Here is a 25088-nt window from a genome sequence, read left to right as displayed (position 1 = left end):
CCGGTGATGCCGGTAAAAGTAGGGCGAAATGGTTTTTGTTACAACCCGCTGATCGTAAATAAAGTATAGAATGATTTCTATGGTTTCGGAGCAGGTATTTACGATTACATGTGTTTCTTTTATTGATAGCAAAAGCACGATTTCTTTTACTTTGCCCCGGAGTACAGCATGCCTACTATCACAAGTACACTATCGGTGAAGGATCAGATACAAGAAAGCGGAATGGACCGGGGCTTTGCCGCCCGATCAGGAAAATGGGTGGGATGGTACATCTGTGTTTTATTACAAATTTTAGGAGCGCCGGGGGCGGCGCAGACCGCCACTAGAACGGTCAATTACAGCATTCGGCATTTTACCGATGAAAATGGTTTGCCTCAAAATTCGGTAAAGTCTATTGCCCAAGACCAGGACGGCTTTATATGGCTTGCGACCGAAATGGGCCTGGCAAGGTTCGATGGTCAGTCGTTCCTGACTTACAACAAAGAACAATCGGGTTTACACAGCAATCAGATTATATCGTTCACCCCGGACCTCGAAGGGCGGAAAGGCCAACTCTACGCTTTGAATGCCCTTTTAGACCACATTAAGATTTCGGGAGGCAAGGCCGTACGCGACAGCAATCTGCTGGAATCCCGCTTTCCCGCCATGCCCAGGGTGAAAGACGGAACAAGCGGCTGGGCTTATTCGTTTGGCTTACCTGACCCCTATGCCGGAAAGCACCCCGTAACGCATTACCTGTTCGTGTTCCCGGAAAAAAAAGGAAGTTTCTATTTATGGCGAAAAGGTGGGGAAATCGATCTTTACGAAAACTGGAAAAAGCAAAAGACGTATAGAACTGGCGTACTTTCTCCTTTCGGGATTTTCAGGCTGGGTCGAAACCTTTATATCGATGATCGTCGCGGGCATATCGAGCTGCTGGCCACCGGCTCGCGGAGCCTCGAAAAGCCGGGAAAAATAAAGCTTACACCGCGACGATCAAATCATGCCCTGCCCGATCTCGCCAAACCTTATGAGATTTATTCACACGACTTGACAGGACAATCATTCATTCGTCAGGGCCTGCAACTCTACCTTCTGTCACACGATGCCGCGGGAAACATTCAAACCGATCTGTTACTCCAATATTTCGATTTCCAACAAACCCACGTCATTTCAATATTCTTCGACGAAAGTAACAGAAGACTCTTCATGGGCACGCTCAATAACGGGCTTTTTATCCTCGACCTGCATGCGTTTGAAACACTGACGGTCGATGACCAAAACCCTCAATCGAATATTTTTTACTCACACATCGCATATTCCGACAGCACGGTTCTTACTCCGTCTTTCCAGGTCCTGGGAAAGAAGGCAAGCGGGCAAACGATTGCTTACGCGCTCCCGCAACTGGTTAGGGGAGCATCCCCGAACGTAAACACCGTGCTGATCAGCCGTACAGGAGATATTTGGTACCGGAATATAAACGTGCTTTACCGGTATGATGGCCAAAGTAAACAATTGAAAGGCAAATGGACGATCGGCAAAGACGGTTTTCAAATTTATGAAGACGGAACCGGACGAATCTGGATAGGAACTTATCAAAATGGGCTCCTTTATATTGATCCCCGGGAAAAGGGAACACCGGTTCACGCCTTCACACCAAAAATTAAGGATATTATATTTATTCTGGAAGACGGAGCGGACATTGTCTGGGTCGCTACCGGCGCGGGTTTGTTCAAAATCAGCCACACTAGAAAGACGTTTTCCCTTGTTCCAAAAACGGGTAACTTTCGCGTCAAAAGCCTGTTCCTCTTCAAGGCAGGAGAACTCTGGCTCAACACCTACGCTCATGGGCTCTTTTTACTCCAAGGCAACCGGCTCACTCGGTTACCATTGGACAAAAAGAAGATCCTCTCCAACTCACATTGTTTTCTCAGCGATAAGAATGGATTTTTATGGGTAACGACTAATCACGGGCTATTTCGCTTCTCTCGTCGTGAAGCCCTCGAATTTACGGATCACCGGGACAGTACCCGCTTGTATTATCACCGCTTTTCAAAGCGGAACGGGTTCTACATAGACGAATTCAACGGAACCTGCGAACCTTGTGCGGTAAGTCTGGGAAACGGTTATGTGTCGTTGCCTTCGATCCACGGGTTGGTATTCTTCCAACCGGAACTAACCCCATTGGATTTGCCTGATTCACAGATCTTCATCGACCGGATAGAGGTCGATTCACGGGAAATACCGGTAAATGGACCTAAATTAGAGCTTTCGGACGTCAGTGATATGCATGTATACGTTTCCTCGCCGTATCTGGGCAACCGGGAAAATCAGCAGCTCTATTACTCCGTGTCGAGCGACAGAAAAGCAAATGCCACGCCAATTTGGTATCCTATCGAAAATGACCAGCAGTCCATTCACCTCAATAATCTTGAATCGGGCACCTATATTCTAAAAATCCGCAAAAACACAGGGTTCGGCCCCAAATCGGAACAGTTGACCTCGCTAACAATCGTCATTCCATATGCGTGGTACGAAACCTGGCCATTCAAATTGATCGTCGTGACGCTCGTACTGGTGGCCATCTATTTTTATTTCAAAACACGCCTGAAAAAAGCCGACCGGATGAACCGCATCCTGGAATCGCGCGTGTCGGAAAAGACACGCAACTTGCAGGATACATTGAGCGTATTGAAGGGATCGGAACAGGAACTTTTACGACAGACCCGCCTCCAAATGCACCTGATCGCGTCCATAAGCCATGATATCCGAAGTCCGTTGCGCTCCATCGAATTTGCTTCCTCACGGTTGCCGAACCTTATTCACGATGGCAATTACACACTTGCAGAAACGGTCGGCACGAGTGTCAACGATTCTTCCAAAAAAATCCTTCAATTGCTGGAAAATATGCTTTCCTATGTAAAATCGCAGGTATCCGGCAACTCGGTGGCGTACGACACATTTTCCGCCCGCAATCTGGTAGATGAAGTCGCGGTTATTTTTGATGAAGCATTCGTCGCTCATCAGAATAAATTTATGAACCGGGTTCCTGCAACGGTCATGATAAGATCCAACAGGCAGTTACTGAAAATCATCCTGCATAACCTGGTCGACAATGCAAACAAATACACCCCTGAAGGGCAGGTGACCGTAAGCGCAACCGAGCAAGGCGACCGGATCACACTGCTCGTGTCCGACACCGGCCCCGGCTTGCCCGATGGTGTACAGAATTGGTTTAATCAGGGAGATGAAACGTATCTGGAGTCACTTGACCGGGGATCGGCCGTGAATGGGATCGGGTTAGTGATCGTCCGGGAGCTGGCCGAACTCATCAATTTAAGCATCGCGGCCGCATCTGTGCCGGGAGCCGCGTTTTCAATCGAGTTTTGGAAAGAATGAAGCCTATGAGATTGATTCTACCTATTTTATTACAGATATCGATACTATTGGCAGCCGCATGGCAAGGCATCGCGCAGGTGCCCAAATATACCCTACGGCATTACACGAGCGAAAACGGTTTGCCCCAGAATTCGGTGGCAGCTATCGCGCAGGACCGCGACGGGTTTATATGGCTGACGACTTATAACGGGCTCGTTCGGTTTGACGGGCAATCGTTCCGCACCTTTAACAAAGCTGAGCTGGGCCTGCAAAACAATACATTCGTGGATTTCCTGACCGATGCCGACGGGCTATATGCGACTACCGACGACTTCGATTACGTGAAAATCGATGCCGGCATAGCGGTAAGGGAGGTTCCAACGGCGGTGAAACGCATCCGGGAGCTATTCAGGGTCAGGGAAGGCTTCTTCGGTTTGTTCTTTTCAAAAGGCTATACCGATCGGCTCACGACGAACTGGTCTTCACCCGATCAGGAGGATGCCTTCAAAAAAAGATGGTTCCCCTCGCATTACGTTTTCTCCGCTCCGGGTTCCAGCGGCAACTTTTTTATCTGGCGGAAAGACGGAAGCATCGGGTACTACGCCAATTGGAAAAAACAGAAAACCTATACTACCTCGATACAATGGCCCAGGGGTATTTTCAGGATCGGGAGCAGTTTATACAACGACGATCGGGCTGGTAGTATAACGCTTCTCGCAGCCCCGAATGCGACCGTAACAACCAAGGGAGCGAGGTTAACGCCCATCCGGCATGCCGACCCAAAGCTCGATCTGTCGAAACCGTACCAGATATATTCGTATCATCTTTTCGAACATGCTTTCGCCTATCAGGATAAGAAACTTTTCATGCTCACGCAAAAGGCTGCCGGAGACATCCGTACACAGGTTTTGCTCGACGATTTCGACTTTCAAAAAAACAATGTCGCCTCGGTATTCTACGATTCGAAAAACAGAAGGCTCTTCCTGGGTACGCTCAGTAATGGCCTTTTTATTTTCGATTTTCATGTATTCGAAACCCTGACGATCGGCAGCAATGAGGCACAAGCAAACGTTTATTATGCGCATGACGCATTGTCGGACAGCACCGTGATCACACCGTCTTTCGAGGTGTTGGGGAAAAGCGGGACAGGGCAAACGGTAGCATATAAGCTTCCCCAGCCGCTGGTGGAATCTGCCGTGAACAAGCGCAGCATGCTTATTGACCGCTCGGGCAACATTTGGTGTATCAAGCACGATATGCTTTACCGCTTCGATCCACGAGGCAACACGCTGAAAAATACATGGAATGTGGGTGAAAACCTCTCGCACATATATGAAGACCGGACCGGGCGGGTATGGCTGGGTACCCGTTTTGCGGGGCTGCGCTACATCGACCCTGCCGAGCCAGGTATGCCGGTTCGTACTTTTACGAAGAAAATCCTCCGCATTACGTTCATGCTGCAAGATGGGCGGGATACCCTTTGGGTCGGAGCGGATACGGGATTGTTCAAGGTAAATCTTAGTCGGAAGAGCTTTTCCGTGATCCCCCACACGGAGAAGATTTATGTCAAAAATCTTTATATACCCATTCAAGGAGAGCTTTGGTTTGCCACGCGTGACGACGGCCTATGTTTGTACAAAAACGGAAAACTGACGCAGTTTCCACTCGATAAAAACCAGTACATGAAGGCCGGGCATTGCCTGGTACTGGATAAAAAAGGCTTTTTCTGGATGCCCACAGACCACGGGCTGTTCCGCGTCCTTCGCGAGGATCTGCTCGATTACACCGTTCACCGAGACAGCACGCGGCTCTATTATCACCGCTACATCAAACGCGACGGCTTTCGCATTGATGAATTCAACGGCGGCTGCCAGCCGTGCGCGGTCCGTTTGGCGAATGGCTATGTGTCTTTCCCTTCGCTGGACGGGATGGTGTTTTTCAAACCGGAACTGATGCCCGTCGACATCCCGGATTCCAGGATCATCATCGACCGCATTGAAAGCAATTCTCAAAATATACCATTTGCAAATACGCAAATAAGGCTGCCCGTCACCGCCACCGACCTGAAAGTGTTTATTTCATCACCTTACCTCGGCAACCGGGAGAACCAGCTTATATATTATTCCGTTTCGAGCGACAGGCGGTCCGAAACGGGGCAAGTGTGGTTTCCCGTTGAAAATGAGCAGCAATCCATCCATCTCAACAACCTGGAATCGGGCACATATACCTTGAAAATCCGTAAAAACGCGGGCTATGGGCGCAAAGCGGAAAGGCTGACGACGCTCACGGTGATTATTCCTTATAAATGGTACGAGACCTGGCCTTTCAGGGTGATGGTATTGCTCCTTGCGGCAGTGGGTTTTGGGATGTATTTCAAAAAACGTCTCAAAAAAGCAGACCGGCAGAACAAAATCCTTGAATCGCGGGTATCCGAAAAAACCCAGAATCTGCAAGAGACGCTCACAGCCCTGGAAGCTTCGGAACAGGAGCTGATCAAGCAAATAAAACTCCAAATGCATTTGATCGGATCGATCAGCCACGATATTCGGAGCCCGCTCCGGTCCATACAATTTACCTCTTCGCAAATACCCTCGCTGATCCGGAAAGGAAATTTCGGCCTGGCGGAAAACATTGGTGAGAGCGTGAGCGCCTCGTCCGAGAGGATACTGATGCTTTTAGACAATATCCTCTCGTACGTAAAATCGCAGGTTTCGGGCGGCCCTGTCGCCTTTGAGGAAATTGCCGTGCACAGGCTGATCGACGACGTCGCCGCCATTTTCAAAGACGGCTTTACCCATCGGCAGAATGTCTTTGCCAACCATGTTCCCGAATCGCTCGTCGTAAAATCGAACCAGCAGCTATTGAAAGTGATCCTGCACAACCTGATCGACAATGCCAACAAGTTCAATACGGGCGGGACTATTACGGTGGATGCCGGTCAGGAAGACGGTATGGTTACATTATCGGTGTCGGATACGGGTACCGGGCTGCCTGGGCCGGTGGAGAACTGGTTCAACGAGGGTACCTCCTACCCCGAGTCGCCCGGTGGCGGGCAAGGTACGCACGGCATTGGCCTGGTGATCGTGAAGGAGCTGTCCGAATTGTTGAAATTACAGGTAAGGGTGCATTCGCGCCACGGGACTACACGCCCCGGGACTGCGCGCCCCGGGACTGCGCCCCCCGGAACCAGGTTTGTGATCAGGTTTTCCTAACGCCAGCCCACGCCTACGCCTATACCCGCATGGGAGGCAAGCACATTGGATAGCAAGGGCGGGGTGAAACGTAATTTGAGCATGTAAATCCACTTCCGGGAGACCAGATTAAACCGAAGTCCCGCTATGCCCGACGGCGTCAGCAGCCGCTGTTTATTGGATCCGAAAAGCACCGCACTGTCGTAGCGATCAACCATAAAACCGCCCAGACCCGCTTCGAAATAACTCTCGACGAGATAGTTACCCGGCTGCGGAATGCAGGATTTGCGTTTGTATGGGTTCAAAATAAAGCAATGCGTCAATGCACCGGAAAAGGTAGGGCTGCGAAAATCCGACCTCGTGATCGCGCCAATCCCTGCCTGCAAAGTCCAGAATGACTTTTTGAGATAACCGAATGCAGCTTCGGCCGTAACGGCGCCGCGCGGGGCAATGCCAAATGCATCCGCACCAAACGCTCCCCGCACGCGGGTGTAGTAGGGCTGCGCGGCGGCAACCTGGACACAAAAGAGGAGTACTAAAAGGTATTTTGGGAACACGTATCAAGGGGTTTGCCTTGTAACGGTTGGAGTGTGTCAATAATTATACTTTCAGTTACATTTACCTCGAAGCGCGCAAAGTTTCCAGGTAACTTTTCAATTCTTCCAGATAAGGCAAATAAACGTCTTTGCTCCTCCCGAGCTTGCCGAAGTTACGGATACCCCAGTAACCCGACATGACAAACATCGTCACCTGCCTCGCATTGACGTCGTTACGGACAATACCGTTCGATTTTCCCGCTTCCAGCAGATCGACCATCGTTTCGATCCATTGTTGGGTCAGTTCGTTCAGTGCCTGGTTGAAATCCGCATTCCAGGAAGTCATTTCGTGGGTGAGATTGGAAGCGGGACAGCCGTATTCGACTTTAAGGAACTCGTTTTCGATCAGCAGGTTATACATTAATTGATAGATACCTGTCAAAGGGTCGCCGGCGGCTTGCAATGGGCCTATGAAACTGCCGGTAAGCGTCGGTTTCAAAAGCTCATTGATAATCGCAATGCCCATTTCGTCTTTATTTTTGAAATGGTAATAAAAAGCGCCCTTGGTCACCTGGGTAGTGGCAATGATGTCATCGATGCTGGTGGTCTGATAACCTTTCGCATAGATCAGTTCAAATGCTTTTTCCAGAATCGTCAGTCTGGTCGCCTCCGCCTTTTTCATCTGCCTCGCCAATCTTTTTTTTAAGTAATACATTGCAAATATACGCCGGGGCCGTTTATGCGCAGTTCATCTCCGTATTTCTCACGGGAGCCGGTGTTATCGGTTATGGCCGATGAGCACTACCGAGGCTTTTAATGTAATCTTTGATCAAACGCACGCCTTCGTCATCGGGCGTTGTGGTGCCGATTTTCGGCATGTGGTACTCGCCCATCGTGCTCATGCGGATCACGATATTCTCCTTATTATAGGCGATGCCGGTTTTGTCGAATGGCGTCGTGTAGCTCAGGTTCAGCGATGTGTTGGCAGCCGTACCTGTTTCATTGTGGCAATGGGCGCAATTCATTTCCAGATAGGCCCGTGCGCGGGGCGCCAACGCGTGCGACGCATCCTTATAATCCGGAAGTGATGCGATTTTCGAAACGTCCGAATGCGCGATCACGCCTCTGTTGATCAGGTAGGTCAGCTGGTTGATGCGTTTTCCTTCTACCTGCACATCGATATTCAGGTTGCGCGCACTTGGGCCGAGCGGAACGAGGCGATCACCGGACCGGTGGCAGGTCCCGCAGTCTTTTTGCGAGGGAATCCGGTAGGTCAAATGCCGGCGTTTCCCAGACAAATCTTCGAAATCAACCGGTACAGCGGCTCCGTTTGTAAGCAATTCCGCGTCGGTTTGCGCGGCATTCCAGCGATAGGTGGCCAGGTTCCATTTACCTCCGGAATAGTGCAGCAAACGGGTCTCGATGATCTGTCTGCCGCCATTTGCAGATTTGGAATAATAAAATGTCTTCGCGATGAGCGCCCCCTCGGGAAATACGGGTAGTCCATTCCCGGCAATCAGAAGCCTGGTACTGCGCGGAATTTTCAGGAGCCGTTGCTTTTCGGCATAGTCGGTAAACAACGAAGAGCCGATATGCACCTCCACCACGTTGCCTGCTGGCCTGAGCCCGCTCGGCTCACCTTCAAACAGCGCATATTCGGACAGTTTGCTTTTGAAGGGAATGTTGTTGCTGATCTCCTGCGGGTCGTTGTTACAGGCCGGCAACATTCCGGCCGTTACCAACCATAGCAAAACCGCTGGCTTACGCATATACGAGGATAAGCTTTTCAATGTACAAAGCCCCGGGCGGGAATTTAAAATGATCTGAAATACGGCCGGTTAGCCAGCGGCGAGAAAGGCCAGGGAATGGCCGCGAGGATAATCAGCAATGCAATCGCAAACCAGACAAGCATTGTCCTGAACTTTTGTGGGTCCGTGGCAGCGCGCTTCGCCCTGGCCGAGCCGATCGTGATCAGTACCACGGCTACCACCATCAATGCAATGTGGATCAGCCGGAAAAACGTGTGCTCGCTCACAATTCCGGCACCGGCCTCCTCCGCGACATTGAATTTTACCACCGGGCTAATCATGTAAAGCGAAAGGCCGAGCAGCAGCTGGATGTGCGAAATGGTGGCGGTGACGTGCCTGACCGTGTTGTCGGTACCGGAAAACGGCCTGCCGGATCGTAGCCCGGCCCAAGCCGTGCGGATGGCATACAAGAGGCTTACCAGGACGAGCCATCTGTTGATTGAGTGCAGGATCAGAAGTGTTTGATGCATGGAAATGTAGGTTACCCCGCAAAGCTAAACAAAAAACATACTAATTAGTATGTTTTTTGTTTATTGACACATCTGACCGAGGGCCGGACCCATACCGGCCAATGCGCCACCGGACATGCGTAAGCAAATAACTCCCGATTGGCGGTTACAAAGCATTGCGCAAAACGATGGATATAACCCTGGTTATCGGACTATAACCAGTACTATCACTTGAAATAATTGTTTTTCCGAATCAATAATTTCTATAATTTAGATGCAGAATTCATTTCTGATGCATTTGGCCTTCCCCTACCCGTTATTTTATTGTCCTGCTAAAACAATCCATAAACATTAATTTGCTTGGTATAGGTCATTCAGTGCTTAACCCTTTTTGTTAATACTACTCACTATGAAAGTTGCATTTATAATACCTTACTTCGGTAAGCTACCGTCGAATTTCGACCTTTGGCTCAAAACCTGTAAAGCGAACCCAGAATTCAATTGGCTTATCGTAGGAGATAATAAAGAGCTTCCCACCGATCTCGCAGACAATGTAACGTATCAGTACTTCAAAGACATGGATGCGCTCAGCCAGCTTATCAATGAAAAGCTCGGCCTGAATATAAGAATCACCCGCCCCTACAAACTTTGTGACTACAAGGGATTATACGGCGCTATTTTCAGCGAATACCTGGTCGATTACGATTTCTGGGGCTATTGCGATATGGATATGTTTTTCGGGAAAATCTCGAATTACCTGACTCCCGAAGTACTTGACAGCTACGACGTTATCCAGCGCTGGGGACACCTTACGGCGATCCGCAACAACGAAGCGGGCGTGAAGCTCTACGAAAAATGTTTCGCTTATTCCGATATCGAGACGGTACTCAACTGGCCGATGTGCCAGGGCACGGTAGAGCGCATTATGCCGTATGTAGCGCTCAACGAGGGCCTGAGATGCTATTACAATCAGGCGTGGATCGCCGACCTCAACTTCGAGAAATTCGAATTCGAAGTGGTAGGCCTGAAAACCGATAATTATGCTTCACAGGTATTTACCTGGGAGAATGGCGTAACGTACCGCTATTTCCTAAACGAGGGACGTATACTGCGCGACGAATTTATGTATGTCCATCTTCAAAAGCGCGCGATAGATATTCTTGACAATGTGACCGGCGATTTCGTAATCACTCCAAACGGATTATATAGTAAAACGAAGGAAATAAGTTTGGCCGACTTCGTTACAGATTCTCAATTGAAAGTCCGGTTCGATAAGCGCTTTAAAAAGATGTGGAACCGTATTATTATGAAAAGATTCCGCGACACATTTTTCAAAGGAAAACTATTTATTTATTTGACCTACAAGCGATATATATCCAAATTGTGGGCATCTACACCCGACATTACAATTACCAAGCGCGAGCAAGGTACCTGGGAGGTTGTCAGTCAGGAAGCGGGGTTGATCAGTTAATGCGTAACGCGTTCCGGCGCGGCATTAAGCCAGGGTTTTGAGCTCTTTTCCAGAAATAAATTCGCACAATTCATACTGTATGCTTACTAGAAAATCTCTACTCAACAAATCAAGTTTCCTATTTTCAAAACTGTCGGGCGTTGATCCACTTCTGCATAAAAATATCCTGGCAATGCAGCGGCTCGACAAAATTTTCAGCTCGCTCACACGCTATTACCCTTACAGCACATTTGCCCTCGATCCGGCAAGTTTGAACATGGTGATTTGCGATATCATAGTGAATTCGCGGAAGAACATCGTCGAAATCGGCTCCGGCATATCGACGGTCGTGATTGCCAAACTACTGGAAATGAATGGCATCGAAGCCAGCTTCCACAGTATCGACGCCGACGAAGGCTGGGCTTCGCTGATCAATCAGTACCTGATCGATGAAGGCCTGACCGAAAGGTGTAAATTACACTACATACCGCTCTCAAAAAGCGGATCGCACTGGTACGACGAAACTACGATTGCCAACCTGAAACCCGCGATTGGGACTATCGATTGCCTCGTGGTGGATGGGCCGATCGCCTACCTGCCCGGCACCAAACAGGCCCGCCATGGCGCATTGGCACACTTCCAGGACTTGTTGCAGGAGCGCCATTCGATATTCCTCGACGACGCACTCCGGCCGGGCGAGCGGGAAGTTATCGCACGCTGGAAAGCCCAGTTCGGTTATGATTTCAAGACCATAGGCAGTGTCGCCGTTCATTTGAACGGAAGCCATCATAATATTGAATAGTACTGAGAAAAGTTAAGGCGATCAGCTGATCGCCCGGCTAATGACGTAATTTAAATGTGGTTACAACCAAATGCATTTAGATTACGTCATTGTTGTATATTCTATTCACCTTAACGAATTGCGACATGAAAATCTCAAAATCAGTATTGCAGGCCGTTGCCGTTGCGGTTACCGTGGCTGCCCTTACCACCGCCTGCACCGATAATGCTGTCGGCCCCAATGGCGAAAAGACGAGCAAAACCAAAACGCTGGACAACTGCCCGGCTTGCGGAATGGGGTGATCTCGCCAAATCATGTCTGAAATCTACGCATCGGTTGCCTGCAACCTGGACGCCCATATTTTGCAAGCCTCCCTACCCCTGTTTGAGCAGGAAAAGATAGAGGCCATCGAATGGTCGTTCGATACGCTTTTTAAGTTCGATGAAATCCCGGCCTGGTTTACAGATCTCGTCAGCGAATTCAGCAACCACAATCGCCTGATCGGTCACGGCGTCTACTTCTCTTTGTTTTCAGGCAAATGGTCGCCCGCGCAACAGCAATGGCTCGACAAGCTAAAAAGGCTGTCCGCGGAATTCCGTTTTGACCACATTACCGAGCATTTCGGTTTCATGACCGGGGAGGACTTTCACAAGGGCGCGCCCATCGGCATTCCGCGTACCGCACGTACGCTCGCGCTGGGGCAGGACCGCCTGCGAAGGATTCAGGACGCATGCCAATGCCCGGTAGGGCTGGAAAACCTCGCTTTTTCATATTCGGTCGACGAAGTGAAAAAACACGGCGAGTTTCTGGACCAGCTCGTGGAAACCGTCAACGGGTTCATCATTCTCGACCTGCACAACGTTTACTGCCAGGTTCATAACTTTGACATCGCTTTTGACGACATCATAAAGCTATACCCGCTGAACAAAGTCCGGGAAATACACATTTCAGGCGGCAGCTGGCAGCAAACCGAGGCTATTCCAGGCAAATCTGTGCGGCGGGATACACACGACGAATCCGTCCCGGAAGCAGTCTTCGAATTTCTGGGCAAGGCCATTCCGGAATGCCCTTATTTGAAATTTGTCGTGCTGGAACAACTAGGTACAGCGCTCGACACGCCTTCCAGTCAAGCTGCATTCCAGGCGGATTTTCTTCGCATGGACTACATTATCAAATCGCTCGCGCACGGCTACCCGCAGGCGGCAGTCTATCCATTTGCACCATTACCCGGCCTTGCTCCGCCTGTTCCACTGGAAGATCCCGATTTACACAAGCAGCAAGTTCAGTTATCGCGCATTCTGGAAACCGCCGGAAGCGTATCCGAAGCCACGGCCATGTTGCAGTCCTCCGACTTGCGTAACACCGCCTGGGAGGTAGAGAAATGGGCACCGTATATGCTTGAAACGGCCATATCCATTGCCCAGAAGTGGAAGGATGGGTTTGTTTAAACCTAATAGTATGAAAACGTATAAAACGTATTTCGACTTACCGATAGGCGATCTGCAATTACTTGCGCGCTGGGCGGCAGATTGTGCGGAGCGTCCGTAAAAGAACGCCCGATGTCCGGTAACGAACGCGGAACGATCAAATCCCGGCATGTCGCCACGCGGAACGACTTTTTTGTCATCAGCACTAAACCTATCTCCATGCTAAGAAACTACGCCAAGATAGCGGTGCGGAATATCTGGAAACACCGCCTTTTTTCCATCATCAATGTCTTTGGCCTGGCTTCCGGACTGATGATTTGCCTGCTGGCCATCGCCCATATCAAAGGAGCGTTCGATTACGACAATTTCCACCCGAAACGAAACCAGATCTACCGGGTCCTGACAGACGTTACCACAAAAGAAAACGACCGGACCGCATTCGCCAGCTCCCCATTGCCACTCGCTGCGACCCTGAAAACGTACAGTTTTGTCGAAAACACCGCGCGTGTGGTGCGTACTTACGGGGAGGTTTCGGCCAATACAAAAAAGATGAATTTCCTCACCTTCGCGGTGGACCCTTCTTTCTACCAGCTGTTTGGGTACCGCATCGTAGCGGGCAATGCAGCCACGCGACCCGGTACGGCCATGGTCAGCCAGAAAACAGCCGAAAAACTTTTTGGGAGGAAAAACCCGATTGGGCAGGTCCTGGACCAGGACGGGATCGGCCATTCCATCATCACCGGCGTGCTGGCTAATGTCGAATCGCGGTCGCATTTGCGGTTTGAGATATTGATCTCCGTTTCGGAAGACATCATGGCCAGGTTTGATGCAGATAAGGACTGGAATGAGTTTTCGACCGGCTACACCTACGCCTTGCTGAAACCGGGTACTGCGGCCGCGCAACTCGAACACGTCCTGCCTGAGCTGTCGCGAACCGCGAAAACCAATCTACGGGGTGACGGCATCAAAGACTACTCCTTCCGCGCCCAGCCGCTTTCCGGCATATCGCCATCGACGGAAGAATTGATGAATGGCACCTACGAGCCGCAAACCAGCGGTTTGTCGGCAGAGATGGGCGTCGGCTTGGTGACTTTACTGATGGCCGCATTCAATTACATCAACCTGACCCTCGCGCGCTCGATGAGCCGTGCGCGGGAGATCGGCATCCGCAAAACTTCCGGGGCATTGCGCTGGCAGCTCGTAGGCCAGTTTATGGCCGAGTCGGTGCTGCTTTCGCTGCTGGCGCTGGCGCTGGCTTTCGTCATGCTGGAAATGGTAAGGCCCATGCAGTTTGTACAGCAATGGCTGATCGCCGGGGTTGCGTGGGACTGGAAGCTGTGGAGCGTTTTTATCGCGTTCAGCATTCTCGTGGGGCTGCTGGCCGGGTTGGTCCCTGCACGGGTACTGTCCGGTTTTCAGCCGGCCGAAGTGCTGCGCAGCCGCACCGGCCTGAAAATCATTCGCGGCATTTCGTTCCGCAAAGCGCTGATCGTCGCCCAGTTCAGCATTTCACTGATCGCGATGGTAGCATTGGTGACGATGATGCGGCAGCAGCATTACATGGCCACGGCCGACTACGGCTTTCAAAGTAAAAACGTGATCAACATCCCGCTGAACGGCGTTCCCTTTGAGCGGCTTGCCAACGAGATCGACAAGCTGGCGGGCGTCGAACACGTTTCGGGAATCGTCCAGCCGTTTGGTCACCACGGACCTACCATGCAAGTAAAAAGCGGCCAGAACGATTCCAATCCGGTTGTCGCATTTCAATTTGATGTCGCCCCGGACTTCGTCAAAACACTTGGGTTATCATTGGTAGCCGGAAAAGAGCTGCTGAATACCGCCGGCACGGCAAACCTTGTGATCGTGAATGAAGAGGCGGTGAGAAAGCTGAATCTGGGGGATAGCCGTTCGGCAGTCGGCAAATCGGTTTGGCTCCAAGACAGCACCGAGGTACAGATCGCCGGTGTGGTGAAAGATTTTCGCTTCACCAGTTTTGTATGGGAGATCAAACCCCTGATTTTAAGGCCCCAAATATCGGGGGTAAGGTACCTGCAAGCTGCCGTAGCGAGCGGTACCAACGCAAATGTGGAAGCATCGATAAAGGGAATTTGGGCCAAGCTAAGCCCCTATGAGCCATTCGAAGGGCAATGGTATGATGATTTCCTGTATGAACACCACTCACACGCGGACGACCTTCATTTCATGGCTTTGCTGCTCGGCATTTCCTTTTCCATCGCCTGCCTGGGGCTGCTGGGCATGGTAACCTATAACACGCAAACGCGGGTGAAGGAGGTGGGTATCCGAAAAGTGCTCGGCGCGAAAATCGCCCAGATTATCTGGCTGCTATCCCGCGATTTTGTCAAACTGCTGGCCATAGCTGCCGCGATTGCACTCCCGCTGGGCTACGTGGCCGGGTATGCATTCCTGGCCAGTTTCGCCTACCACGTCTCGATCGGTTTCGAAACGCTCGGGCTTTGTTTCGGATTGCTGCTATTCCTCGGCAGCCTCATCATCACAACACGTACATTTAAGGTGGCGTCCGGCAATCCCGTGGATGCGCTCGCGAATGAATAAGTTTCGAGCCAGTAATTAGAAGTCAATTTCCGACCATCCCTGAAAACCGCCACAGTAAAAAATGGCTGTTTTCAGGGATGGTTTGTTTTCGGGCGTTGGGTGACCTTTGTCTTACTCAAATCCTCCAAGAAATTTTGCTGTCAGTGGTCCCGGGCCTGCCCGCTTTTGAAATGCTAAACCATCATTTAAAAACACAGCAATGAAAAAACTGACCATCCTGATCCTCTTGCTTGCAGCCGCTGCGGTACTTCCCGCGCAGGCGCAGAACAGTTCCTTTTTCATAGGCGGCGGCGGTGGCGGCAACCTGTCGATGTACGGCTTCACGTCCGACTATGCCGACCGCTGGACCAGTTCCAAACCCAAGCCGGGGCTCAACGGCGGCGTCGTGTTTGGTATGGAGTTCAACCGGATGGCCATTGTGACGGGTGCCAATTTCATTCAGAAAGGCTCGAAAGCCGAGACCGACAACTACCGCATCGAGGGCAATTATGTAGGGTATGTCAAAGGCAGGGAAAACACTTCATTTATCCAGATCCCCCTACTCTTCCGTTTTCGCATTCTCGGTGAAAAATTCGGGCTGACGGCCTCCGCGGGGCCTTCTTTCAACATCGGCTTATCGGGTAACTCGCGGTTGGAGCTGGAAGTGGCAGGCGTAGGGTCGCGCAGCGAATCGGGCACGATCAAGTTCGGGAGCGGCATTAATGACAGCTACAAGCGTTTCCAGCCGGGTTTTATGCTCGGGCCGGGCATGATGATGGCCGTGGGCGAAAAGGGAAAGCTGAACCTCAACCTGATGTGGGACCTGGGTTTCAATGCGGTGAATTCGCGCAGCAGCTCGGCCGCGGGCATCGACGGCAAAATTTCCAATGTATCGATGATCCTGAACGTCACCTATACACACCATTTCATTTTCGGGGACAAATATTGATGCAAGTCTGCAACAACTGCGGTACCATCAACGAGGCTGATGCCCGCGTTTGCTCCCATTGCCGCATTCAGGGCAGCTTTTCAACAGTCACGGGCACTTCGGACGCTCCTGCCGGCACCGAAAAGCAGCAATGCCGCAACTGTGGCAACCTCATCGGCGCACACTTGCCGAAATGCCCCGAATGCCGCTTTCCCGTACAAATCCGGCGAACCGAAAACCGCCAGCAGCCCGACGGCACGTTCGTCATCGGCAGCCTGCGGGCAGGTTAAAAGCATTAAAACCATCCGACTATGGCCAGAAATCGCGAACCTCAAATATTCAATATCTCGTTCCTGGACGTTATCTGCGGTGCGCTGGGCGCGGTGATCTTCCTGTTCATCGCCGTGCCGAAAGGCAGCGCGCCGCCGGGGCGGTCCAACCAACTCAATGTATCGATCGATACCACGCACAAGCAGCTTTTCGCGACCATCAGCGACAGCCTCGCTGCCAGGCGTCCCGGCGATACATTGCTCGTGGTCATCACCGACTACAAGCCCATGCCCGGCATCGCCGAGTGCCCCGACTGCCCTACCTGCCCGGAACCGCAGCCGGTCGCATACTCCGCGCCTGAGAAAGCGGCGTCTTCTAAAAAAGAATCTGCCAGAAAAGACTCGGCATTAGCAGTTACCAAACCGGCTGAAACGCCTCCTGCGCCGCCGGATAATTTCAAAAAGAGCAAGTACGAAGGCGATCCGCCGTCAGTGCCCTGCAAGGTTTCAATCGAAATCAACTGGGCCGACATCGGCGATAATGTGGACATTTTCGTGTGCAAAGGCAACAAATGCGTCTCGGGTGGCGCGCGGGAGATCCGCGACATCGGGCAATGGGACAGCGGCAAGGCCAAAACCAAGTTCTTCGGCAGCGACCTGCGCACGACCCAGGAGGCCGTGCGGCAGTTCGACAAAATCCTGCCTGGCGAATACAAGGTGTATGCATTATTTAAAGAAAGCATCAAAAACAATTCTTCCGTACGCATACGCGGCCTCGTGTACTCGCGCAACGACCAGGGCGAGGAAAAAGGCGAACCATTCGCCGCCACGCTGCAATTCAAAGCCCCGCGCGTACTCCTAGGCACGGTGCAAATGCCGGAAAACGGCGCATTTCAGTTTACCAAAAATTAAACATTTCCTATGCTGACTAATAAAAGACTCTATCACGTTGCCATCAGCCTTGTAGCGGCGGTAATGATCTGGTTTGTACTGATTCTGGGCGCGTCGATGTCGTCGGGGCCTGGGCTGAAACGGTTCTTCGAGGCCTTCGGCGGGTCGTTCGGCGGCTATGTGCATGCCGTGATTTACATGGCGTTCATTTTCGGGGTGCTGGAAATCCTGGAATATCAGAAGTTTATCAAAAAGCAGCACGAAGGTTTTAAACTGAACCTGCTGCCCGTGCAGGACCAGCTGGTACTGTCGCCGGACGAGGTGGCGAAGATTAAATTGAATGTAATTGACCTGGAAAAACACGGTTTCAGTTTTCTCCTGACCGATTTTGTGAAACGCGCCTGCACGCAGTACCGGAATAACCAGTCGATCGGCGAGACGTTGCAGGTACTGACGGCGCAGATCGATAACAGTAAAACCGAACTCGAAGGCAAGCTGGAAATCGCGCGGTTCCTGATTAATGCGATTGCATCGCTGGGCTTTATCGGTACCATTCTGCATTTGGCAGGTTCTATCGGCCTTTTCCATTTGGCCAAAACCGAGGAAGGTATGCCGCTGATCACGCAGTGCCTGAATGTTTCGTTCGATACCACCTTCATCGCATTGTTTCTCGGCCTCATTCTCAGCTACTTCTACCATCGCTACCTCGAAGACCTGGACACGTTCTATTCAAGGACCAAATCCTACATTATCGATAACCTCATCAGCCGCATTTACCATCCTCTCTGAACCTGAATTTCCATTCACATTATCCTGTGACCATTATGAAAGCATTCAGTAAACAGATTTCAGGACTGCTCATCCTGCTCGCGACAATGGCCGCCTGCCAGCCGGACAACGTGGATACGCTCACCGGCAAGCTTGGCGACAAAGGCTCCGTGAACAGCTGGATTTACGATATGATGTACGACGGCTATTTCTGGTACGACGAGATGCCCGACAAGCAATCCCTCGACACCACCGAAAACCCGGACGCATTCTTTGAAAAGCTCGTGTACCAACGCAAGGTGTACGACCGGTTTTCGCTCGTTACCGACAATTACGGCGCATTGCAGCAACAGTTCAACGGCGTGGTGAAGGCTTACGGCATTAACTATGTCCCCGCTTACATTGATGAGAACAAAACGACCGTGGCGCTGTTTGTTAGTCACATTATCAAAGGTAGCCCGGCGGCGAATGCGGGGCTGAAACGCGGGGATATTGTTGTTAAGATTGATGGAAAAACGCTTACTGCGGAGAACTACGGCACATTTCTGGCGGCACAGGAATCGGTTACGCTGACGTTGGGCAAGATCGTGGACCAATCTTTGCAGCTGGACCCGAAAACCGTTCCGCTTACCCGCACGCAGATCACGGAGGACCCGGTGGCGCACGCCGGTGTGATCCGTAAGAAAGGCAAAACGATCGGTTACGTGGTGTACACGCAGTTTGTGCCCGGTACCGAGGCCGATAAGGAGAAGTACGACAATGCATTACGCGGCATTTTCGCGGATTTCAAAGCCGCGGGCGTGAACGAGCTGGTACTCGATTTGCGGCTCAATGGCGGTGGTTATATGTCATCGGCAGTCACATTGGCCTCGCTGATCGTACCGGGGAGTGATGGCAAGAAGCTGTTTTACACCGAGCAATGGAACGACAAATACATTCAGTACTGGAAAAAAGAGAAGGGCGAAGAGGCTTTGAATTACCGTTTTTCGCAGGAAAGCAGTAATATCGGGAGCAGGCTGAACCGCGTTTTCGTGCTCACCTCGCAAGGGACGGCATCTGCCAGCGAGCTCGTCGTCAATGGGTTGAGGTCCTATATCGATGTGGTGACGGTAGGTGATCATACTGCCGGCAAAAACCTCTTCGGCGCATTGTTCGGCGACGAGAAGAAGCGCTGGGACTATGGCATTTACATGATGCTCGGCCAGACGGCCAATGCCGACGGCGAATCGGAGTACGGCACTGTGGACGGCATTGCGCCCGACGTGGCGGTGAGCGACAACCGGTTCCCGTTCCTGCCTTTCGGCGACGAGAACGAGACGTTGCTGAACGCCGCATTGGCGGAAATGGGCGTCTCCGCCGGTCAGCCCGCGCGGCTTGCGCATACCCGCGAATCCACGCGCGTTGTACCTGCCCCGCTGCGCGACACGCCTTCCGTGCTCGATGGCCGGATGATCAAAGCGGCGCCGGAGGGCGGGCCGCTTCAAGTGAAACCTGATTTATGAAAAAACTGATCATTATTAGCCTTGGAATGCTGCTTGCCTTACCGGGCCGTGCCCAAAACACGGCCCCGGCAGGGCGCGCAGACGGCTATTCCGACAGCTTGCGGACGCTACTAGGCCGTAAACTGCCGGATTCGGTGCGTGTGGCCAACCTTTTTCTGCTCTCCGATTATTGGAGCGATAAGGATACCAGCGTGTCGCTGCGGTATGTTCGGGAAGCCGGCCGGCTCGTGAAACCCGGCTCGTTTCAGGAAGCATTAAGCCAGTTCTACACCGGCAGCGCCTATTTTGATACCGATTATGCGAAAAGCGGCCAGGCTTACCTGACGGCCGAAAAGCTGTTCCGCAAATTCCCCGGCCGCGACGCGCTCGTTTACAGGGCGAGGGCCTGGCATAACTTCGGGGCATTGGAGCAGCGGCAGGACCGGGAGAAAAAGTATGCGGAAATCATTTTGCAGCACGTGATCCCGCTCGCCACGAAGGCAGGCGACAGTGTGCGCGTCGCGAACAATTACCATAACCTGGGCATTATTTTTTCCAACCAGCTGGATTACAAACGCGCGGAAGGCTATTTCAATACCGCCATTACCCTTTTACAAAAACTGAACAAAACATCGCTCGAACTCGCCGACGCTTACATTTTCGGGGCTAAGAATTATGTGTATCTCAAAGAGTACCCGCCCGTAAAACCCATGCTCGACAGCGCGGCCATTATCCTCGGCATTCACCCGAATGCAGCCTACCAGCTCGACTATTATATGGTGGAAGGCATGTACCATTCGCGCCTGCGGCAGTATGATGATGCATTGAAAAGCCTGAATAAAGGCATGACGCTCGCGAAGGAGCTGAAACGCGAGTACGACTACCAGGGAATGCTTTTACAGGTTTATTTTACCTACAAATCCATGGGTAACTATGCCAAAGCATTGGGCATTATCCGCGGCGTGATCGATCAGAAAACACCGCTGATACGCGCTGCGAACCGGAAATTGTACTACTATGAATACGCGCAAATGCTGGCTAAAACCGGCAACGACAAGGCTGCCTACGAATGGCTGAACAAGTACGCCGAGCTGGCCGACAGTACTTTTGAGGAGCGTACCAAATCGGAGATTGCCGCGATGGAGGCCAAATTCCAGTCGGCGGAGAAGGAGAAGCGCATTTACCAGTTGCAGGCCCATAATGAAAAGGCCGCATTGACCATTAAAAACAACCGGCTGCTCAACTGGCTACTGGCCGTGGTGTGCCTTTTCCTGTTGGCCGTTACCGTATTGGTATTGCTTTTTTACCGGAACAACAAGCGCCTATGGCAGCAACAAAAGCAGCTTCACGACCTTGAAATGCAGAAAATCAAACAGGATTACCGCATCTCGATGCTCTCGGCCATGCTCGAAGGGCAGGAACAGGAACGCACCCGCCTCGCCCGCGACCTGCACGACGGCCTCGGCGGATTGCTCAGCAGCATTAAAATCGATTTGTCGAGAGAACTGTCCGTCCAGGACGACCGCTTCAAAACCAGCGTCACGCGTACGCTTTCGCACCTGGACGACGCCGTGAATGAGCTGCGCCGCATTGCCCGCAGCCTCATGCCGGAGATACTGATGAACTACGGCCTGGCCGAAGCGACGAAGGAATTTTGCAAAAATCTGCGCGAAACGGGCATTAACCTCGTTTGTCAGGTATTCAACTACCGCGATTCGATGCCCAAGGAGAAGCAGATCTTGCTGTACCGCATTATCCAGGAACTGGTGAACAATGCCGTGAAGCACTCCGCCGCGCCACAGATCCTGGTCATTATCCAGCAAAGCGGTGAAACGCTGTTTGTCACCGTCGAGGACGATGGCCGTGGCTTCGACCCCGACCGCGTGAACGGCAAAGCCGGTGCCGGACTGTCGAATGTGAAGGCCCGCGCCGATTTCCTGAATGCGAAATTTGAACTACAATCATCACCCCAAAAAGGCACTTCCGTTACCGTGGAATGCGAGATCTGACCTATGAACGTTTTCATCATCGACGACCACCCTATTGTTTTACAAGGACTGAAAAACCTGCTCGAATCCCGCGACGGCGTGCGCGTGACAGGCATATTCGATCAGGCGGCCACCGCTTTGGCGGCACTGGACAATCCCCCGCCCGGCAGCGACATTCCCCAGGTAATGCTGATGGACATCAACCTACCCGACATCAGCGGCGTTACCTTGTGCCAGCAGGTAAAGCAAGTGCATCCCGAAATCCGCATTGTAGCTCTCAGCATCCACAATGAACGGAGCGTGATCATGAACATGCTGCAAAGCGGCGCGAGTGGTTATGTGCTCAAAAACGCCATCGGCGACGACATTGTAGCTGCATTGCAAGCCGCCATGCAAGGGCAGATATACCTCTGTGCCGAAACCCAGAAAGCCCTCAACGAAGCGCCCGGCACCGAACCCAAAGAAATACCCCGCCTCACCCGTCGTGAAAAAGAGATCCTGGAACTGATCGGCCAGGGCTATACGACCCAGCAAATTGCCGCCGAGCTATTTATCAGTACCCATACTGTGGAGAGCCATCGGAAGAACCTGAAAGAGAAATTCGGGGTACCTAATACCGCTACCGTGGTACGGATGGCCGCGGAGCTTGGGCTGACGCGTTGAAGAATATTTTGCCTACCATGAGTTACCCACGATAGTAGGAGCCACCAAAACAAACCGAAATATTCAATTCGTTTTCAACGATTTGACAGGATTTGCTTTTGCCGCCTTGAAACCATGGAAGCTGATCGTGACGATGGCAATGCACAAGCCTGCCGCCCCCGCCAGAACAAACACCCACCAACTTATAGAAATGCGGTACGCAAAATCTTCCAGCCAGCGTTTCGTCGCCAGATAGGCAAGCGGTGACGCCAGTAAAACGGATATGCATATCAGTTTCAGAAAGTCTTTGGAAAGCATTGCGACAATGCTCATCACCGTCGCGCCGAGCACTTTACGGATACCGATTTCTTTTTTGCGCTGCTCCGCGGAAAAAACCGTCAGTCCAAATAGCCCCAGACAGGCAATGACGATGGCTACACCGGTAAACCAGAAAACGATCCGGCCCGTTTTCTGCTCATTACGATACATTTTGTTATAAGTCTCATCCAGGAACGCATATTCGAATGGCCGGTTATTCCTGAACCGGTTGTAGACTTTTTCGATGGAAGCCAGGGTTTTTGGAGCGTCTGCATTTTTTCCCAGTCTGATGTACAGATAATCGTGAAAAATCGTGTCGCTTCCCATTTGTAATGCCATTGGCTTGATCTTCTCGTTAAGCGAAGTGAAATGGAAATCCCTGACAATGCCCAACAAATCCCGCTTCACACCACCGCCCAGGTTCACTGTCTGGCTGTAATTGCCGGTATTGACCCCCAGCTCCTTCGCCGCGGTTTCATTGAGAACGAAACCGCTCCCTTTTTTTCCATTCGTCGACTTCCGTGGTCCCGCCACCCACCGGATCTGCATTGTTTCAACAAAATGATCGTCCACCGGGAAATAACTCACATTTATCTTTTTGTCACTATTCAGTTTTTCCAACTCGACAACATTGCCGTAAGGGTAGTACATCAGCAAACTGGACGACGTAACCGACTCCACGCCCGAGAGATTTTCCACATCCTGCCTGATCTCGCGATAATGTTTTGACAGCCCGTCTTCACGATCCAGGAATACGGTTACAATTCTGTCCCGGCTAATGCCCAGATTCTTCTTCTGCAAAAGCTGCATTTGACTGGTAATCAGTATGGAACCAATGATGAGTGCGATGGAAACGGTGAATTGGAAAACTGTAAAAACCTTCCGTGCATGCGCGGCGCTGCCCATTGTACCAAAGCTGCCCCTGAAAATTTGTCCCGGGGACAATCGCGAGAGAAGAAACGCCGGGTATCCCCCGGAAAGAACTATGCTCGTAATGTAGAAGCCGGCCAATGAAAAAATAAACCAGGGATTTTTCAGAAAAGAGGCATTGACCGGCAGTTCGAGCGAGCGGTAAAAATAATCTTTCAAAGCAAAAAATAACCCCGTGGCCAATCCAAATGCGAACGTGACATAGATCGCCGATTCGAGGTAGAATTGCAAAATCAATGCAAATCTTTGACCTCCCACCACTTTTCTAACGGAAACCTCGCCGGCCCGGCTGGAAGATGAGGCGGTTGTAAGGTTGACATAATTGCACAAAGCCAGCGAAAGGGTGAGCAGCCCGATGACCGAAAAGACAATAGCTCTTTGCTTTGCCGATTCATCTTCCCTTTCAAAATACAAATCGAAAAGCGGAAAAAGGTCGTAGCTGTCACGCGCATCCGTTATTTTGGAAGAAGGAGTGAGTAACGAAGGAATTTTCCGGGCCACTGCCTCGCGGCTACCATTCGGCGCCAGCAGAAGATAGGTATGATACGATCCGGAGGCATTTACTTCTTTGATTCGTTCTTTCAGCAATTCTTTGCCCAGATAATCTTTCAGATCCCGCACTTCACGGGCACGGAAAGAGATGAGATCGCTCAGAAAATCGAATTTGATCGTCGAATTGTAAGGAAGGTCCTTTATTACGCCAACCACTTCGAACAACTGCGTTTTGTCGTAAGTAATGGTTTTTCCAACGGGATTCTGCTCTCCAAAATATTTGTTGGCCATTCTTTCCGTGAGCAGGACCGTATTCGGTTTTGTCAGGGCCGTTTTTTTGTCTCCTTTAATCAATTCAAAAGAAAACATTTGCAGGAAATTATTGTCGGCTGCTACAAAGCCGGCTTCATAATCTTTGTGCTGCGCATCGCTTTGTACCAATTTGCTTCGAAAACTTTGGTCCGTTATCCTGCCAAACTGCCGGACTTCGGGGCATTGCTCCCTGACTACCCTGCCGAATTCATATGAAAGCCACGGCACGGTATAGGACTTTTCTCCATCATTATGATTGAATTCCACCTTTACGATCCGCTCCCCATTGGCATGAAAGCGATCGTGGCTATACTCGTTTGCGACATAAGCAGCTACAAGCAGCGTAGCCGTGAGCCCGATCGCCAGCCCACCAATGTTGACGATGCTAATGATATAGTGTCGCTGAATATGGCGGAGAGCAATTTTGATGTAGTGCGATACCATGGATAAATCGGTGATTTTGAGCTAAGAAGCCCAAATACCGTGTTTTTTACTTGGTACCCGTTTCATCGCACGT

19 protein-coding genes are annotated in these 25088 nt (G+C 51.2%); 14 read left to right on the top strand and 5 right to left on the bottom strand.

Annotated features, from left to right (window positions below; translation table 11 throughout):
• Positions 1–168 precede the first annotated feature (168 nt).
• Together BLQ88_RS08720 and BLQ88_RS08715 are read left to right on the top strand one after the other, a co-directional pair.
• The gene (locus BLQ88_RS08720) at positions 169–3378 is read left to right on the top strand and encodes a ligand-binding sensor domain-containing protein (RefSeq protein WP_090148493.1); all 3210 of its coding nucleotides are present in this window, start codon (positions 169–171) and stop codon (positions 3376–3378) included.
• A 5-nt stretch (positions 3379–3383) separates the two neighbouring features.
• Complete coding sequence (locus BLQ88_RS08715) at positions 3384–6569, top strand: two-component regulator propeller domain-containing protein (protein ID WP_176884943.1); 3186 nt, start codon at positions 3384–3386, stop codon at positions 6567–6569.
• Here BLQ88_RS08715 and BLQ88_RS08710 read toward each other — a convergent pair.
• The 4 genes from BLQ88_RS08710 to BLQ88_RS08695 form a co-directional block, all read right to left on the bottom strand.
• The gene (locus BLQ88_RS08710) at positions 6566–7105 is read right to left on the bottom strand and encodes a hypothetical protein (protein ID WP_090148490.1); all 540 of its coding nucleotides are present in this window, start codon (positions 7103–7105) and stop codon (positions 6566–6568) included. The two genes, BLQ88_RS08715 and BLQ88_RS08710, sit on opposite strands and share 4 nt — an antisense overlap.
• Before the next feature lie 61 nt (positions 7106–7166).
• The gene (locus BLQ88_RS08705) at positions 7167–7766 is read right to left on the bottom strand and encodes a TetR family transcriptional regulator (RefSeq protein WP_090148488.1); all 600 of its coding nucleotides are present in this window, start codon (positions 7764–7766) and stop codon (positions 7167–7169) included.
• Positions 7767–7869: 103 nt separating this feature from the next.
• A complete protein-coding gene (locus tag BLQ88_RS08700) occupies positions 7870–8853 on the bottom strand; it encodes a c-type cytochrome (protein ID WP_143016818.1) in 984 nt (327 codons plus the stop codon).
• Between the two features lie 44 nt (positions 8854–8897).
• Positions 8898–9362 carry a hypothetical protein gene (locus BLQ88_RS08695; RefSeq protein ID WP_090148485.1) on the bottom strand — a complete coding sequence of 155 codons (465 nt, stop codon included), beginning with the start codon at positions 9360–9362 and terminating at the stop codon, positions 8898–8900.
• 388 nt (positions 9363–9750) lie between these two features.
• Between BLQ88_RS08695 and BLQ88_RS08690 the strand changes: the two genes are divergently transcribed.
• The 12 genes from BLQ88_RS08690 (at position 9751) to BLQ88_RS08640 (ending at position 22540) form a co-directional block, all read left to right on the top strand.
• Positions 9751–10812, top strand: a complete 1062-nt coding sequence (locus BLQ88_RS08690; protein ID WP_090148484.1) for a DUF6625 family protein — start codon at positions 9751–9753, stop codon at positions 10810–10812.
• A 79-nt stretch (positions 10813–10891) separates the two neighbouring features.
• Entirely contained in the window at positions 10892–11593 is a 702-nt protein-coding gene (locus BLQ88_RS08685) for a class I SAM-dependent methyltransferase (protein WP_090148482.1), read from the top strand.
• A gap of 125 nt (positions 11594–11718) precedes the next feature.
• Positions 11719–11874 (top strand): chryseobasin-related MNIO class RiPP peptide, encoded by a 156-nt coding sequence (locus BLQ88_RS36710; RefSeq protein ID WP_176884942.1) that lies wholly within the window; start codon positions 11719–11721, stop codon positions 11872–11874.
• Between the two features lie 12 nt (positions 11875–11886).
• Positions 11887–13020 (top strand): multinuclear nonheme iron-dependent oxidase, encoded by a 1134-nt coding sequence (locus BLQ88_RS08680; protein WP_090148480.1) that lies wholly within the window; start codon positions 11887–11889, stop codon positions 13018–13020.
• A 111-nt stretch (positions 13021–13131) separates the two neighbouring features.
• The gene (locus BLQ88_RS08675; RefSeq protein WP_310590145.1) at positions 13132–15573 is read left to right on the top strand and encodes an ABC transporter permease; all 2442 of its coding nucleotides are present in this window, start codon (positions 13132–13134) and stop codon (positions 15571–15573) included.
• Positions 15574–15772: 199 nt separating this feature from the next.
• Positions 15773–16501: a porin family protein gene (locus BLQ88_RS08670; protein WP_090148479.1), complete on the top strand. Its 729-nt coding sequence runs from the start codon at positions 15773–15775 to the stop codon at positions 16499–16501.
• Positions 16501–16770 carry a hypothetical protein gene (locus BLQ88_RS08665; protein ID WP_090148478.1) on the top strand — a complete coding sequence of 90 codons (270 nt, stop codon included), beginning with the start codon at positions 16501–16503 and terminating at the stop codon, positions 16768–16770. The genes BLQ88_RS08670 and BLQ88_RS08665 overlap by 1 nt, the downstream gene beginning before the upstream one ends.
• A gap of 21 nt (positions 16771–16791) precedes the next feature.
• Positions 16792–17661, top strand: a complete 870-nt coding sequence (locus BLQ88_RS08660) for a hypothetical protein (RefSeq protein ID WP_090148476.1) — start codon at positions 16792–16794, stop codon at positions 17659–17661.
• A gap of 9 nt (positions 17662–17670) precedes the next feature.
• On the top strand, positions 17671–18429 hold the full coding sequence (locus BLQ88_RS08655; protein ID WP_090148475.1) for a MotA/TolQ/ExbB proton channel family protein: 759 nt from the start codon (positions 17671–17673) through the stop codon (positions 18427–18429).
• A 35-nt stretch (positions 18430–18464) separates the two neighbouring features.
• Positions 18465–19910 (top strand): S41 family peptidase, encoded by a 1446-nt coding sequence (locus tag BLQ88_RS08650; RefSeq protein ID WP_090148473.1) that lies wholly within the window; start codon positions 18465–18467, stop codon positions 19908–19910.
• On the top strand, positions 19907–21898 hold the full coding sequence (locus BLQ88_RS08645) for a tetratricopeptide repeat-containing sensor histidine kinase (RefSeq protein ID WP_090148472.1): 1992 nt from the start codon (positions 19907–19909) through the stop codon (positions 21896–21898). The genes BLQ88_RS08650 and BLQ88_RS08645 overlap by 4 nt, the downstream gene beginning before the upstream one ends.
• A gap of 3 nt (positions 21899–21901) precedes the next feature.
• On the top strand, positions 21902–22540 hold the full coding sequence (locus BLQ88_RS08640) for a response regulator (RefSeq protein WP_090148470.1): 639 nt from the start codon (positions 21902–21904) through the stop codon (positions 22538–22540).
• 63 nt (positions 22541–22603) lie between these two features.
• Here the strand turns inward: BLQ88_RS08640 and BLQ88_RS08635 are convergent, their stop codons facing one another.
• Complete coding sequence (locus BLQ88_RS08635) at positions 22604–25015, bottom strand: ABC transporter permease (RefSeq protein WP_090148469.1); 2412 nt, start codon at positions 25013–25015, stop codon at positions 22604–22606.
• Positions 25016–25088 lie beyond the last annotated feature (73 nt).

Origin of the sequence: Dyadobacter soli, from assembly GCF_900101885.1 — a bacterium.
Taxonomy (GTDB): Bacteria; Bacteroidota; Bacteroidia; order Cytophagales; family Spirosomataceae; genus Dyadobacter; species Dyadobacter soli.
This window is presented reverse-complemented; position numbering and strand designations above follow the sequence as displayed.